General features: G+C 62.3%; 12 protein-coding genes. 2 read left to right on the top strand and 10 right to left on the bottom strand.

Features of this window, described 5'->3' with window-relative positions:
• Window positions 1-25: 25 nt before the first annotated feature.
• The 10 genes from AB0O58_RS04365 to rpmH form a co-directional block, all read right to left on the bottom strand.
• On the bottom strand, window positions 26-706 hold the full coding sequence (locus AB0O58_RS04365; protein WP_032373407.1) for a hypothetical protein: 681 nt from the start codon (window positions 704-706) through the stop codon (window positions 26-28).
• A gap of 235 nt (window positions 707-941) precedes the next feature.
• Window positions 942-2,018, bottom strand: coding sequence for a ParB/RepB/Spo0J family partition protein (locus tag AB0O58_RS04360; protein ID WP_032373406.1), 1,077 nt, complete (start codon window positions 2,016-2,018; stop codon window positions 942-944).
• A 3-nt stretch (window positions 2,019-2,021) separates the two neighbouring features.
• Window positions 2,022-3,023, bottom strand: coding sequence for a ParA family protein (locus AB0O58_RS04355; protein WP_027495008.1), 1,002 nt, complete (start codon window positions 3,021-3,023; stop codon window positions 2,022-2,024).
• Window positions 3,024-3,099: 76 nt separating this feature from the next.
• The gene (gene rsmG / locus AB0O58_RS04350; protein ID WP_032371601.1) at window positions 3,100-3,777 is read right to left on the bottom strand and encodes a 16S rRNA (guanine(527)-N(7))-methyltransferase RsmG; all 678 of its coding nucleotides are present in this window, start codon (window positions 3,775-3,777) and stop codon (window positions 3,100-3,102) included.
• A 1,317-nt stretch (window positions 3,778-5,094) separates the two neighbouring features.
• Window positions 5,095-5,232, bottom strand: a complete 138-nt coding sequence (locus tag AB0O58_RS04345; protein WP_283550841.1) for a hypothetical protein — start codon at window positions 5,230-5,232, stop codon at window positions 5,095-5,097.
• Between the two features lie 1,217 nt (window positions 5,233-6,449).
• Entirely contained in the window at window positions 6,450-7,133 is a 684-nt protein-coding gene (locus tag AB0O58_RS04340) for a R3H domain-containing nucleic acid-binding protein (protein WP_032385249.1), read from the bottom strand.
• A 25-nt stretch (window positions 7,134-7,158) separates the two neighbouring features.
• Window positions 7,159-8,250 carry a membrane protein insertase YidC gene (yidC, locus tag AB0O58_RS04335; RefSeq protein WP_032400884.1) on the bottom strand — a complete coding sequence of 364 codons (1,092 nt, stop codon included), beginning with the start codon at window positions 8,248-8,250 and terminating at the stop codon, window positions 7,159-7,161.
• A gap of 4 nt (window positions 8,251-8,254) precedes the next feature.
• Window positions 8,255-8,584: a membrane protein insertion efficiency factor YidD gene (gene yidD / locus AB0O58_RS04330; protein ID WP_027495003.1), complete on the bottom strand. Its 330-nt coding sequence runs from the start codon at window positions 8,582-8,584 to the stop codon at window positions 8,255-8,257.
• Complete coding sequence (gene rnpA / locus AB0O58_RS04325) at window positions 8,581-8,961, bottom strand: ribonuclease P protein component (RefSeq protein WP_032367623.1); 381 nt, start codon at window positions 8,959-8,961, stop codon at window positions 8,581-8,583. Before rnpA ends, yidD begins: the two co-directional genes overlap by 4 nt.
• A gap of 30 nt (window positions 8,962-8,991) precedes the next feature.
• A complete protein-coding gene (gene rpmH / locus AB0O58_RS04320) occupies window positions 8,992-9,135 on the bottom strand; it encodes a 50S ribosomal protein L34 (RefSeq protein WP_026347786.1) in 144 nt (47 codons plus the stop codon).
• Between the two features lie 622 nt (window positions 9,136-9,757).
• On the opposite strand from rpmH, the gene dnaA reads away from it, so the two are divergent.
• Together dnaA and dnaN are read left to right on the top strand one after the other, a co-directional pair.
• A complete protein-coding gene (gene dnaA / locus AB0O58_RS04315; protein WP_283550839.1) occupies window positions 9,758-11,290 on the top strand; it encodes a chromosomal replication initiator protein DnaA in 1,533 nt (510 codons plus the stop codon).
• A 659-nt stretch (window positions 11,291-11,949) separates the two neighbouring features.
• Window positions 11,950-13,134 (top strand): DNA polymerase III subunit beta, encoded by a 1,185-nt coding sequence (dnaN, locus tag AB0O58_RS04310; protein WP_027494999.1) that lies wholly within the window; start codon window positions 11,950-11,952, stop codon window positions 13,132-13,134.
• Window positions 13,135-13,194: the final 60 nt, after the last annotated feature.

The following is a 13,194-nucleotide window of genomic DNA, read 5'->3' as shown; positions in this document are numbered from 1 at the left end:
CCGCGCCACCGGTCGGAGCCGTCGTTCAGCGAGCTCCGACCGTCGACTTCTGTTCGATGTCGACCACCGAGATACTCGCCGCCACCAGCAATTGCTCGAGCGCCGATTCGACATCCTGTTTCCACCCGTGATCGCGATCCAATTCGAGGCGGAGTCTCGGGAACCTGTGATGCGGTGCCACCACCTCGAAGCCGACCTTCTCCAGAAAGTCGGCGTCGATCATGCATGTCGCAGCCGAGCACGTCGCATGTGCCGTCGCGTTGGGAATTGCCGGTGACGCGTCGTCCGCATTGTGGCGAATGCCGAAGGCCTCCAAGGCACGAACACCACGATTGACGAGATCGCCGACCACGGCCTGAATCAGGGTTGCCGAATGCAGATCCGCATCGGCCGGGGAATCGATACGAAGCTGGGTCAGTAGGACCGCGTCGGGACTGACGGGCGAAGTAGGGAAGGTCGACGCCCGAGGAACTGCGCGGGGCGGGCAGTACAGCGCACACCCGATCGTGTCGCCGTCCACGGACAACAGCTGTCCGCACGATCCCCACTCGAGCATGATCGTCGACAGCCACACCTCGTTCTCGAATTCGAGGTCCACTGCCGCGCCGTCGGACGTGGGATCGAGGACCCAGAAGCTACACCGCCGAGAATGTGCCGGCAGATGTTCGAACGAGCCGAGGGTCACTCCGGTCACCATCGCCGACACCGCGTACCTCAGCCTCCGTGCAGTCGTTCCACCGCTCGATTCTCGGTGGGGAGCCGATTCTCTCCTCGACCAGGATAGGCGACGGGGTCGCGCTACCTGGTGATCGGGGAAGATCCTCGAAACCTAATGCATCACAATAGTTTTCGATCCATTTTGCCGTTTTCGGGACCACTCGTCGTCGATATACGTCACAGTGACGTTACGCCCTGGTATGACTGGTCCTGAAAAAACGCGGCTACTTTTTCTTCTGAGCTTCCATCATCTCGACGATTCTCTGAAGGTCGTCGACCGACCCGAATTCGACGACGATCTTGCCCTTTCGCTTACCCAGACTCACTGTCACCCTCGTATCGAACGAATCCGAGAGGCGATCGGCCACATCCTGAAGGCCCGGCATCTGGATCGGCTTGCGCTTCGCCGCCGGTTCGGGGGACTTACCGTCCTCGCGATTGGCGAGAGTGACGGCTTCTTCCGTCGCTCGAACCGAGAGACCCTCGGCCACGATGCGCGCAGCCAGCGATTCCTGTGCATCCGATCCCGCGTCCAATGACAGCAGTGCGCGTGCATGTCCCGCCGACAGAACACCGGCTGCGACACGTCTCTGTACCGGAATCGGCAGCTTCAGCAGACGGATCATGTTGGTCACGACGGGACGTGACCGTCCGATCTTTGCCGCGAGCTCCTCGTGCGTGACATCGAATTCCTCGAGCAGCTGCTGATATGCGGCCGCCTCTTCGAGGGGATTGAGCTGTACGCGATGGATGTTTTCGAGCAGTGCGTCGCGCAGCATTGCGTCGTCTGCGGTTTCCCGGACGATCGCGGGGATCTTATCCAGGCCCGCTTCCTGGCTCGCGCGCCACCGCCGCTCGCCCATGACGAGTTGATACTTGGCATCTCCTGCAGCTGCAGAACCGGATACGAGGCGCACCACGATCGGCTGCATGAGGCCGAATTCGCGAATCGAGTGCACCAATTCGGCAAGGGATTCGTCGTCGAAGACGTGCCTCGGCTGCTTGGGATTAGCCTCGATTCGCTCCGGCGAGATCTCCCGATACACGGCACCGACAGGGGAGAGGTCGTCCCCGTTCAACACCGGCGGCGTCGGAGTAGGTGCCGTTGCTGTCTCTGTGGTGTCGTCGGACGCCGCTGCCCGCTTGGGCTTCGTCGACGTGTCCGGCTTGTCCTTGGCGTTGCGGTCGGCACCGATGATGACGTCGGCTGCTGCATTACCGAGGCGCGGTCCGGCATCGGGGCCCGTGGGGATAAGCGACGCGAGTCCGCGCCCCAGACCGCCCTTACGTGCTTGACTCATGTCCTACTTCTTTCGTGCGTCTATGCCGGCCGAGCGAGCAGCGAGCTCTCGTCCGGCGTCCAAGTAACTCATTGCTCCACGCGAACCCGGGTCGTAATCCAACACCGTCATGCCATACCCCGGTGCCTCGGAGACCTTCACACTGCGCGGAATCACGGCACGCAGCACGGCATCACCGAAGTGCTTGCGCACTTCCTCGGCGACCTGATCGGCCAGTTTGGTGCGGCCGTCGTACATCGTGAGGATGACGGTCGAGACGTGCAATTCAGGATTGAGATGGGACTGAACCAGCTCGATGTTTCGAAGCAGCTGCCCCACACCCTCCAGTGCGTAGTACTCGCATTGAATGGGAATCAGCACTTCGGTGGCCGCCACAAGGGCATTGACTGTCAGCAGACCAAGTGACGGTGGGCAATCGATGAGGATGAAATCGGCGTCGAGTCCGGCCAACTCCTCGACCGACAACGCCGTCTTGAGGCGTCCTTCCCGGGCCACCATCGAGACCAATTCGATCTCCGCGCCCGCAAGGTCGATCGTTGCCGGGATGCAGAACAACCGCTCACTGTGCGGGCTCTGCTGGATCGCATCTTTGGCCTTCACTTCGCCGATGAGCACCTCGTAGCTCGACGGCACACCGGAATGATGTTCGACGCCCAGTGCCGTGCTGGCGTTGCCCTGAGGGTCCAGATCCACCACCAAGACCGTCAGGCCCTGGAGCGCGAGTGCGGCTGCGAGGTTGACCGCCGTCGTGGTCTTGCCGACGCCACCCTTCTGATTCGCAATCGTCAGCATGCGGCGCTTCGCCGGCTTGGGCAACGTCACTGATCCCGGGTGAAGGACCTGACTGGCCCGGTGCGCGGCGGCCCCGATCGGGGTGTCGTCGGTCGAAATCGAGTTGGTGTACTCGAAGCCACTCGTCACCCCCGCCTTGTTGGCGGCTGCGTTCGACGACTTCTTCTTGGACTCTGTTTCACGTGAAACAGCGGGATCCGACCCACCCGACATATGTGCTCCTTAGTGCGGAACTGAATGTGTTCTACGTTCGATACAAACGGCGCGGGGCGATTCCCGCAATCGATCATCAGTGGCGACTGAGCCGCCGCGGCTCACGGACTGCCCTGACGACGATGGTGGGTGTCGGGAGAAGACCGACACCGCACTCCACGACCTCCAGCTTGCCAGCACCCATACGGGTGAGGGAAGTCCTGTCGCGTTCGATCTCTTCACTCGCGCTGGAACCCTTCAACGCGAGCATCCGGCCGCGTTCGTGAACGAGGGGGAGAGACCATTTGGCGAGCTTCTCCAGCGGGGCCACAGCCCTCGACGTGACGACATCCGCACCGCCGGCTTCCTTCTTCACGCCGGGCTGTTCGGCCCGCCCGCGTACGACCAACACGTTGAGATCGTGCTCGTCGATGAACTCGGCCAGATAGACGGTTCTCCGAAGAAGAGGCTCGACGAGCGTCACCCGAAGATCCGGTCGAGCGATGGCAAGAGGGATGCCGGGAAGGCCAGCACCGCTGCCGATGTCGACCACAGTCTCGCCCTCGTCGATGAGCTCGCCGATCGCGGCGCAATTGAGGATATGCCGCTCCCAGAGTCGCGGAACTTCGCGTGGACCGATCAGCCCCCGTTCGACTCCGGCGGTAGCCAAGGACTCGTGATATCTCCGAGCGAGATCCAGTCGATCTCCGAACATCTGCTCGGCGACGGCCATCAACTCGGTGCTATCCGACGCTTCTTGTTCCACGTGAAACATCATCCCGTGCTCGGGCACGGATCGCCAAACGACACCTCTGTAAGTTGCTAAGATCGCGAGGTTCCGGGAGTTGGAGTCCCGATTCGATGGGCCGAGCACAGCCGGACCGCCGTCCGCGCGCCCGCTCCCGATTCGACGGTTCATCTTTCCCAACACTTCGCCGTTGTTGAGTACGTCGGTGTTTCACGTGAAACCGTGCCAGGGTCCGACGGCTGGGGACGCGACAGTTGCGTGTACTTCGAGCGACCGACCCACGGTCCTCAGCACCCTCCAAAGAACTCGCGCACCAAGTGATATCGACTAGGACTTCCCGTCCCGGCGATGGTGGACGAGATGCCCGTACGGCCAGACCCATCCGGTACAGGAGCCGTTCCCGTCGCCCATCCGATAAGGACACGTCAGGCTGAGGACTCCAAGTACATCGCCGCCCTACGCCCACTGCCGTCGTGGGTCCTCGGCACGGGCGCGCCTTTGACCCTTGCTCCATAGGCACTCGGCGAGCTCGCCGAGGGAAGCACCCCACCGGCACACTGACCCGACCGCCATCACGGGTCCAACAGAATCCGGCGATCCGATGAGGCCACCCCAAGGACGGCGTTGAGGACTGCGTTCACTGAAGTGCATCCGTCCATCCCACCCAGGGTTTGAGCAACCACTTCGTCGAGACGAGTCGTAACTCTGATAGCCGTGTCCGTGCTGTCGGGCGCGCCCCCCCGCCGTTTTACGTGAAACCGGGCAGCTCGCTCTGGTCGGACAGCGTCGGCAGATTCGTCCCCGACTGACACCGCAATCGATGTTGCCTCGACCGAGCCCACTAGGCGTCACGTTCATTCCCGGGCGCCGCCTGGCCCCACAGCACCCAGCTCGAAACCGACCCCACACCCCCTCGTTGGGACCGGATGTTGCGAGCACCCGCCGTGGCGTCGTCGGCGATCGGCGTGCCCACGCTTTCGGATACAACTGGACAGCTGCGGGCATCGTTTGAACTGTCGCTAAATGTCGCGCGGCTCGGACTGCTCCTCGCGCCCGCCTAGCGCCGGCTGTCGCGAGCACCGGTCGACCGGTCGCAAGATCGACGCCCGGTTCGGAATGCTCCTCGGGCCGGGCCCACCGAATGTCGTGAGCACCGGCCGGAGCGTATTCAAGACCGTTGGACGCTGCGACGGCAGGATCGTGCCCTAGATCGTGTTTCACGTGAAACACGATCCGACTCTCTGCGGGTCACGTTCGCCGTCGACGTCACCGTAGTGTCGATGACCGTCAGTCGGGCACGGCACCAAGTTCCACAACGGGTCTTGCCGACGATCAATCTGGACGTCAGATTCGCAGGCGACCGTCGGTTGCCTCCGATCGGTTGGACCACATCACCCGCAGACGCAATTCGAGGACGACGCCTGCACGGCGATCGAGAGCGGCGACGTCGATCCCTCCTCGAGCAATTGGGGTCGGAAGCATAGGGCGAGCCAGCATCAGTCCAATCGAGCCCAGTCTCGATAGGTTGCGACCGGCCAGAAACCCGACTGTTTCACGTGAAACACGCTCACGCGTCCGCACCCCTCGTAAGTCACCCGGGGGGAAGAGGTTCTCCCTACGCGACCGTCGTGTCCATGATGCGACGCCGGGGCGCACCCACGATGGGTGATCCTGCGTTCGCAGACATTCGCGATCCGATGCTGGTGTATCGAGTCCCGCTGAGCGTGAAGCGACCGAAGGTGACTACGAAACTGCCGGCCGCCACACGTCACGCCATGGTGAACCACCCATGCTCATTCGACCTAACCTGCGACGTCACCGCGCCGGACACTCCGCCGTCGCAGTCCAGAACAAGGTCATCACAGAATTCACCCAGACGGATCCCGCTACACCTCATGCCTCCAGGAGTTCGCGCAGCACGCACAGCACGGTCACAACCCACCGTCCGTCGATCGGCTCACGTCTTCATCCAACACCGGCTCGGCAAGTGAGGAGTACACCTTCTCCCGGCCCGACAGCAGAGTTTGAGGTCATGAACTAGCCCGGTGTGCCCGCCCGCTACACCGAGGCCCGCCTGTCATATCGTCGCGCAAGGGGCCACGGTGACTATGTGCTCGCCGCGGGCGCGCATCGCGGCAAGCGAACCGACGGTCGGATAGTCCGCGGTCCCACCGTGACTTGATTCCTTCCTCGGAACTTGGAACTGCGCACCCGCGTGCGTGATGCCGACAGAACTGAGCGGTCGAATCTGAACGTATGCACAATGGGTGGTCTTGGCTACTGGCAATCGGCTGGGGTCCAAGAGTTGGTTGAGACTCTCGACCTCGCCGAGCTGTGAAGCATTCCTCGATCATCGGCCGTCGACGAAACGGGGCCGCGATCCGGTCGCGTGATCGGCGTGGATATGACCGCCGGAAAGGGGGGAGCCGCCTCGACCTATTGATCGACATCTGCCTCAGCGTTCGTTTCACGTGAAACATCGTCCGTCACGTGGAATCACGGACAGAGCCGCCCTGCAACCACCCGTCACAGTGACGAAAGCGCCCGATACCCGATGGGCCCATTACTTTTCGCTCTCGGAGCCCATCCGATCGCTAACGCCCAAGGCAAATTACATCCATGCAATTCAAGCCCGAGCTTTCAACACAAACGACGATGGCCCCCACCGAAGTGGGGGCCATCGCTTATCGAAAGTGTCGCTATGCCTTGACGACGACTACCCGTCGAGCGGGTTCGACGCCGGTGCTCTCGCTCGCAACGCCGTCGATCTTGGCGACTGCGTCGTGCACAATCTTGCGCTCGAACGGAGTCATCGGAGTCAGTTCTTCACGCTCTCCGGATTCGAGTACTCGACGTGCTGCTTCGGCACCCAGGTTCCCGAGCTCGGTGCGTCGCTTGGCACGCCACCCGGCGACGTCGAGCATCAGCTTGCTGCGCTCGCCCGTCGACTGCTGCACAGCCAGACGGGTGAGTTCCTGCAGAGCGTCGAGTACCTCGCCCTTGCGACCGACGAGCTTGGCGAGATCGTCTCCGCCGTCGATGCTGACGATCGCGCGATCACCCTCGACGTCGAGGTCGATGTCTCCGTCGAAGTCGAGCACGTCCAGAAGCTGCTCGAGGTAGTCGCCGGCGATTTCGCCTTCCTCGACCAAGTAGTCCTCGTCGTCTTCGTCGTCCTCACCATCATCCGAATCCGCAGCGTCATCGACACTCGTGGGAACCGACGGCGTCTTCTGCACGGCGTCGTCGACGGTAGCTTCGTCGTCGGACTCCGTCTCGACGGCACTCACCTGATCGGTCTCGACCATCACGTCACCCACTCCATCCCCAGCTGCTGCGTTCCGTACTTCGTCGTTCTGTGCTTCTTCGGCGTGCGCTGCCATGTTCGTCCTTCTCTCGACGTGTCGGTCAGCGCCGCTTGCGCTTGGTCGACTTGTTCCTGTTCGCCTGCGGTCGCGGTTTGCTCGGCGTGGCAGACCCTGACGAAGAGTCCGTCCCGGTGGTTCCGGCATCGGTCGAGGACTCTTCACCTGTCGGTGCCATCTTCGAGAGCTTCGGCCGAGCACCGGGCTTGGGCTTGGTTGTCGAGACCGGCTTCACTCCTGGCTTGGGCGCATTCTCCGAGCGCTTCTCGACGGCGGCCGCTACCTTGGCGGCCTCTTCCTTGTCGATCTTGCCGAACACGAGGTGCTGCTGCGCGTAGGTCCAGGTGTTGTTGCTGACCCAGTACAGCAGGATGGCGATCGGAAGCAATGCGCCGAAGACGAGGACGCCGAGCGGGAACACGTACAGCGCAAGCTTGTTCATGATTGCGGACTGCGGGTTTGCTGCCGCGGCAGCGCTCTGACGTGCGACCGACGCACGTGAGTTCAGGTGAGTCATGATCGCCGCGATGATCATCAGTGGGATGGATACGGCCGCGATGACCCATGTGGACGGAATTGTTGCTCCCGGACCCACAGCGAAGGCGTTGAGCTGATCCTGCGGCATCGTGATCCACGCCGAGATCGGTGCACCGAACAGACGAGCATCGAGGAACGACTGCACATCGGACACGTTGAACGCGTAGTTCGACAGCTCACGATTCTCTTCGGGCGTCAGCCCGAGCTGACCGAAACCGGTGCCGGTGCGGTTGAACGAGCGAAGCACGTGGAACAGGCCGATGAAGACGGGTGCCTGTGCCAGCACGGGGAGGCAGCCCATCAGTGGGTTGAAGCCGTGTTCTTTTTGCAGCTTCTGCATCTCGACTGCCATTTTTTGCTTGTCTTTGCCGTACTTCTTCTGCAGCGCCTTGATCTGCGGCTGCAGTTCCTGCATCTGCCGCGTCGTGCGGACCTGCTTGACGAAGGGCTTGTACAGAATCAGCCGGAGGGTGAAGACGAGGAAGACGACGGACAATGCCCAGGCGAAGCCATTGCTGGGATCCTGGAACACAAAGCCGAACACCTTGTGCCACACCCAGAGAATCCAGGCAACCGGGTAGTAAATGAAGTCGAGCACGGCTCTATGTACTCCTCTGTTCTTCCACTCGCAGGAGATCGTGGTGTTCTTCGGTTTCGGTCAGCTCGGTGACGGTTGCGCGCCACCTACCGGGTTCGGGCACCGGGTCCCAGCCTCCAGAGTGCCAGGGAGCACATTTGAGGAGGCGGACGACTGCCAGGAGCGAGCCCTTCGGCATCCCGTGCACCTGAAGCGCCTCGATGGCGTATTCACTGCAGGTGGGGGAGAAGCGACAGGTGGGGGGCCGCATCGGGGACACATAGGTCCGGTACAACACGATGCAGTAGACGAGAGTTCGAGCAGGAATGGAACGAAGGTTGCCCATGAATGTCATGACGGCGGACCCTTCGGAGCTTCGAGTAGACCGAGCTTCTTCAAACCTGAACGCAGTTGAACGTGTAGATCTGCCGAGGATGCATGCGCAGCACCCGGAAGTGCTCGAATGACCACGTCGGTGTTCACCGCGAGCCCGTCGATCACCTCGGCACAGATATGCCGAAGCCGGCGCGCAACTCGATGACGAGTTACGGCCGGCCCGACTGCCTTGCTGACGATCAATCCGAAACGTGGCCCATGAACGGTGGATGCGATGTCCTGCTCGTGACGCGCAACTGCGTGTACGACCAGGTCCGATCTACCCATTCGGCGTCCTCGACGCATCACCACGGTGAAGTCACGTGCGCGATGCAGCCGATTCGGCTCAGGAAGCATCCCGAGCTCCAAGCTTCGGACGAACGGTTATCAGGCTGTGAGTTCTTTGCGGCCCTTGCCGCGACGTGCGGAAACGATTGCACGACCCGCACGGGTACGCATACGAAGACGGAAGCCATGAACGCGCGCGCGGCGGCGATTGTTCGGCTGGAACGTCCGCTTGCCCTTGGCCACGGTCAACACTCCTCGAGATTCGAAGACGCCGATCTGTCGGCGCCTGCTGTAAAGGTTCTCAGCGAGTTCGGATGAACTCGCTAGCCTCCCGAGCGAGAAATCCGAGTGAAGACAGACTGTGAGCAGCCAGCAAGCATCGGCCACCTCGCTATTGGGTGACTGTTCGAGAGTACTGATCGAGTCACCGGTGGTCAAACTCGCTCGACATCGACCGATCCGTCGATTCATACACAGGCCACGGACGGCGAGACCTCGGACGGGCCGAAGAGTCGACAATATCTGTCGTTGCGCGGCGCCGCGCAACTGGTCGTTGCTGCGATCGAACGACTGACAATGGCTATCGCCGCAGGTCAGACTGTCGTATACGTACTACCACGCCACTCGGTGACGGTTGGGCTCACATCGGTGTCGTTTATCCACACCTGTGGATAATTGTGTGGAAACACAGTTCAGGTGGCATATTCGTACCTTGCGGGGTCCACCGAAGGACCCTTGTCTCGGCCGCGGAGGCGCACGATCGACGACGCTATCCGACGACGCGGTTGCGCGGGTTCGAAACGCCGCACCGAATCGGTTGTCGGAGTCCGGCGAGACCTACAAGCTCGACGACGGAGGGATCGACGTGAACGACGATCCGGATGCGCTTGCGCGCATCTGGCCCGAGGTAGTCGCGGAGCTGACGTCCGACCGACACAGTGGGTCGCCGCTGACCAAGGGCCAGAAGGCCTGGCTCGCGCTGGTCAAACCGCTCACGTTGACTCAGGGCTTCGCTCTGCTCGCCGTCCCGTCGACCTTCGCTCAGGAAGCGATCGAACGCGACCTGCGCGAACCCATCCTGGGAGCCCTGGGGCGTCATCTGGGACAGGGTGTCGAAGGTCTCGGCGTTCGTATCTCCGCTCCCGAGGACGAGAAGCTCGAAACCGAGCGCTCGACGTATCCCGATGCCGTCAGTTCCCCGACGTACCGGCGCCGCGTCCTGACCAGCAGAGACGACGAGCCGTCGGACTCCGAGACCGCCGATTACGAGGAAGTGGACGACGAGCGGGAAGCCCTCGCCAGCGTCCAGAACTCGTGGCCGACGTACTTCACCAAACCACCGGAATCGACGCCACCGTCGTCGGGTGCCAACAACCTCAACTCGAAGTACACCTTCGACACGTTCGTGATCGGCGCCTCCAACCGGTTCGCGCACGCCGCCGCGGTCGCCATCGCCGAAGCACCCGCCCGGGCGTACAACCCGTTGTTCGTGTGGGGGGCGTCGGGCCTGGGCAAGACGCACCTGCTGCACGCGGCCGGGCACTACGCGCAGCGCCTGTTCCCGGGCATGCGCGTCAAGTACGTCTCCACCGAAGAATTCACCAACGACTTCATCAACAGTCTCCGTGACGACCGCAAGGTGGCGTTCAAGCGCCGCTACCGGGAGACCGACGTGCTGCTGGTCGACGACATTCAGTTCATCGAGGGCAAGGAAGGTATCCAGGAAGAGTTCTTCCACACCTTCAACACGCTGCACAACGCCAACAAGCAGATCGTCGTCTCGTCCGACCGACCACCCAAACAGTTGGCGACCCTCGAGGAGCGGCTGCGTACCCGCTTCGAGTGGGGCCTGATCACCGACGTCCAGCCACCGGAGCTCGAGACGCGGATCGCCATTCTGAGCAAGAAGGCTCGGATGGATCGACTCGACGTGCCGCACGACGTCCTGGAGCTGATCGCCAGCCGCATCGAGCGCAACATCCGCGAGCTCGAAGGCGCCCTCATTCGCGTGACGGCATTCGCCTCGTTGAACGGACAGGCCCTCGACCTCACCCTCGCCGAGGTCGTCCTACGTGACCTGATTCCCGATTCGTCCAGCTTGGAGATCAACGCGGCCACGATCATGGCCGTCACCGCGGAGTACTTCGACACCTCCATCGAGGACCTGTGCGGACCGGGTAAGGCCCGAGCGTTGGCCATGGCCCGGCAGATCGCGATGTATCTCTGCAGAGAGCTCACCGACCTGTCGCTACCGAAGATCGGTCAGACGTTTGGCCGAGATCACACGACGGTGATGTACGCGGACAAGAAGATTCGCAAGGAAATGACCGAGCGTCGCAAGGTCTACGACCAGGTCCAGGAGTTGACGGCGCGCATCAAGCAGCGCTCGAAGCGATAGCTCCACAGTCCTTCGGCAACGACGGCGACGGCGCCGATTCCCATCGCGGGGGTCGGCGCCGTCGCCGTTTTCGTCGGTGATCGGTGCCGCCTCGGTTCGACTCGGGCGTCGATCGAACACGATCTCCAGTCGATTCCGGATCGAATCTGGGTCGATTCCGCGCCGATTCTGGGCCGAATCGGATGACATTTCGGAGCCGACGACCATTGATTCACACCTGTGGATAACCATGTGGACAACCGTCGACTTCTGGGGATGGAATGTGGGCGCCTGTGCACCGATGCGATTGGTCCACAGGCAGCCGTCCGTCAACCGCAGATTGGTCCCGAGTTCATCCCCACGACACCACGCCGAGCCACCAGCATCGCGAGGGCTCCATGCACAGATTGCACAGGACCTATTAATACTTCTGTTTTCTCCTTGAAAGAACTTCTTTGAAAACAGGTGTTGGGGAACGATCCGTTCACAGCCCCCTTCCGACGACCGCATCGGTGCCCTTCGCGGCCTCGCCCGAGCTTTCAACTTCGTCTCGAAGGGCATACGGTGTGCTTGCGCTGGATGTGCCAGACTCGTCGTTGCATCGGTTGGAGCCGCGACGATCGTGGTCGCACCGCTCGACTGTGCACACGAATGCCCCGAACGAGAGGAAATGCCGAGCGATGGAGCTTGGAAGTTTGAAGTTTCGCGTTGCTCGTGAAGATTTTTCCGATTCCGTGGCGTGGGTGGCCCGCAGCCTGCCGTCTCGGCCGCCCGTTCCCGTTCTCGGTGGCGTTCTGCTCGCCGCCGACGAACAGGGTCTGACGGTCTCGGGCTTCGATTACGAGGTCTCCGCCCAGGTGAAGGTGTCGGCCGAGGTGGCCACCGCAGGACGAGTTCTGGTGTCGGGCAAGCTACTTGCCGATATCACCAAGTCGTTGCCGAACAAGCCCGTCGACGTCACCGTCGACGGGACTCGCGTTCTCGTCAACTGCGGAAGCGCAAAATTCTCGCTGCCGACGATGCCGGTCGAGGACTATCCTCAGCTACCCGAGTTGCCCAGCAACACCGGTTCGCTGGCCGGTGATGTGTTCTCCGAGGCAATTGCCCAGGTCGCCATTGCGGCGGGCAAGGACGACACGCTTCCCATGCTGACCGGTATTCGTGTCGAGATCGACGGCACCAACGTCGTGCTGGCTGCGACCGACCGATTCCGGTTGGCGGTTCGTGAGGTGGACTGGACTCCCGCCGGCGCCGACACCACCACCGCAGTGCTGATTCCGGCGAAGACCCTGTCCGAGTCGGCCAAGACTCTCGGCGGCAACGCGGGTTCGCCCGTCGAGCTCGCTCTCGGTTCGGGTTCCTCCATCGGGAGCGACGGTTTGCTTGGAATCGTCAGTGACGGGCGCCGCACGACCACTCGACTGCTCGATGCGGAATTCCCGAAGTTCCGTCAGTTGCTCCCGGCAGAGCACACCGCCGTCGCAACACTCGAGATCGCGCCGCTGGTCGAGGCCATCAAGCGCGTGGCACTCGTCGCCGAACGCGGTGCGCAGGTGCGTCTGGAATTCAACGCCGAAGGTGTGCTGCTCTCGGCAGGCGGCGACGATGCCGGCCGCGCCGAGGAAGCTCTGCCGGCCGACTTCCAGGGTGAGGCGCTCACCATCGCGTTCAACCCGGGGTACCTCATCGACGGCCTGTCCTCCTTGCACAGCGAGAAGGTCACGTTCGGTTTCACCACTCCGAGTCGGCCTGCAGTGCTGCGTCCGACGTCGGACGAGGAGCTGGTGCCCGACGATTCCGGCAAGTTCGCGGCGCCTCAGTCCCAATACACCTATCTGTTGATGCCGGTCAGGCTGCCGGGCTGATCCTGCCTGGTTACTGTTGAAGTTGCGGGATCGGACGAGTCGTTCCGCCGACTCCACTCC

It is taken from the genome of Rhodococcus sp. NPDC080181, assembly GCF_040702225.1.
GTDB classification, from domain to species: Bacteria; Actinomycetota; Actinomycetes; order Mycobacteriales; family Mycobacteriaceae; genus Rhodococcoides; species Rhodococcoides fascians.
This window is presented reverse-complemented; position numbering and strand designations above follow the sequence as displayed.

Bases quoted from the DNA above. Each gene is read 5' to 3' on its own strand.
- rsmG (WP_032371601.1), bottom strand. From the start codon at position 3,777: ATGTTTCACGTGGAACAAGAAGCGTCGGATAGCACCGAGTTGATGGCC.
- yidD (WP_027495003.1), bottom strand. From the start codon at position 8,584: ATGACATTCATGGGCAACCTTCGTTCCATTCCTGCTCGAACTCTCGTC.
- AB0O58_RS04345 (WP_283550841.1), bottom strand. From the start codon at position 5,232: ATGCTTCCGACCCCAATTGCTCGAGGAGGGATCGACGTCGCCGCTCTC.
- AB0O58_RS04355 (WP_027495008.1), bottom strand. From the start codon at position 3,023: ATGTCGGGTGGGTCGGATCCCGCTGTTTCACGTGAAACAGAGTCCAAG.
- dnaN (WP_027494999.1), top strand. From the start codon at position 11,950: ATGGAGCTTGGAAGTTTGAAGTTTCGCGTTGCTCGTGAAGATTTTTCC.
- rnpA (WP_032367623.1), bottom strand. From the start codon at position 8,961: ATGCTTCCTGAGCCGAATCGGCTGCATCGCGCACGTGACTTCACCGTG.
- AB0O58_RS04340 (WP_032385249.1), bottom strand. From the start codon at position 7,133: ATGGCAGCGCACGCCGAAGAAGCACAGAACGACGAAGTACGGAACGCA.
- AB0O58_RS04360 (WP_032373406.1), bottom strand. From the start codon at position 2,018: ATGAGTCAAGCACGTAAGGGCGGTCTGGGGCGCGGACTCGCGTCGCTT.